This window comes from Streptomyces sp. NPDC046876 (assembly GCF_040645035.1).
In the GTDB taxonomy this organism is placed as follows: domain Bacteria; phylum Actinomycetota; class Actinomycetes; order Streptomycetales; family Streptomycetaceae; genus Streptomyces.
Window position 1 is genome coordinate 1 of sequence record NZ_JBEYXK010000237.1, and the last position, 1,381, is coordinate 1,381.

Consider the following 1,381-nt stretch of genomic DNA (forward strand, 5'->3'; position numbering starts at 1 on the left):
AAATGTATTGCAGAGTGTTTTGTTTGATGCAATGCCAGGGGAAATGATTGCCTTTGCAGGTCCGAGTGGTAGCGGTAAAACGACTATGTTTGGCCTACTTGAACGATTTTATGAGCCAGCTTCAGGTAACATTTACATTGGGAATACACCTATCAATCAGTTATCACTTTCCTCTTGGCGGAGTCAAGTCGGCTATGTATCTCAAGAAAGCGCAATGATGGCTGGTACTATACGCGAAAACCTCTGTTATGGTTTAAGTGCCTCGGATCAAATCTCTGACGAACGTCTGTGGGAAGTTGCCAAAATGGCCTATGCCGATTATTTTATTAAAGACTTTCCAGAAGGATTAAATACAGAGGTCGGTGAACGCGGCATCAAATTATCAGGGGGGCAACGACAGCGTATTGCGATTGCACGAGCATTTTTGCGGGATCCCAAAATTCTAATGATGGATGAAGCAACAGCAAGTTTAGATAGCCAATCAGAGGGAGTTGTACAGCAAGCGTTATCACGATTAATGAAAGGACGGACTACTTTTGTCATTGCTCATCGATTATCGACGATTGTCGATGCAGACAAAATTATTTTTATAGATAAAGGACAGGTGACAGGTACAGGAACTCACCAAGAACTTACAAAGTCACACATATTGTATCGTGAATTTGCAGATCAACAATTGGTGTAAATCGGCATACTATCGCACCCTTTTAATATTTAACGAAGTAATCAAATTTTGCTCATCAATACACCTGCTTCTTGATAATTTTGATGCAGTTCACAGGTCCCTGAACCACTATTGCTCTGATGATAAACTAAGGATTTTTGTGCCGTTTAGCAATCCTAAAGAAGATATTTTCAAACTAGTTCATTTCACTGATCCTTTCTTCAGCTCGCTCAATCCAGCTTTTCAAGGTATCCGGTTCCCTTTGGATTCTCATAATCCATTTGAACTTATCAAGGAGAAGTTAAAGTTCTTTTAGCTCGGTATTCATATTCAGAAATTAGAAGTGCGATTGCTGTTCCTACCCAATAGGAACAGCTTATAAAACATGTAGCTTTAGTATTTTGTCTCGGTTCCTTGTAAACTCTCTGTTTCTGCTCATCGTTGCCTTCCTTTTTCCGCAAAATGAAGAGAGAGTCTCTCAATGTATTCGACTTAATTTAAATTTAACTTAAGTACTTATACAGCCCATTTATTGAATATTACTTTTGATTGTTTATCTTTATCGGTCTTCTCAATTAAATTTTTGTATTGTCAAAAAACAGACAAATTTCTCAAAGTACATTTTTCAACCACAAAAGAATGAAGAAAATTAAAGAGCATGGGTCTGGTAGAATACCAGACCCATGCTCTTTAATTTTTAAGCTAACTTTTTAAGGT

Annotated in this window: 1 protein-coding gene; it reads left to right on the forward strand. The window is 37.9% G+C overall.

What is annotated here, in order from left to right; all coding sequences use genetic code 11:
* On the forward strand, positions 1 to 685 hold a 685-nt coding region (locus ABZ924_RS38680), incomplete at its 5' end, for an ATP-binding cassette domain-containing protein (RefSeq protein ID WP_361920438.1).
* Positions 686 to 1,381 lie beyond the last annotated feature (696 nt).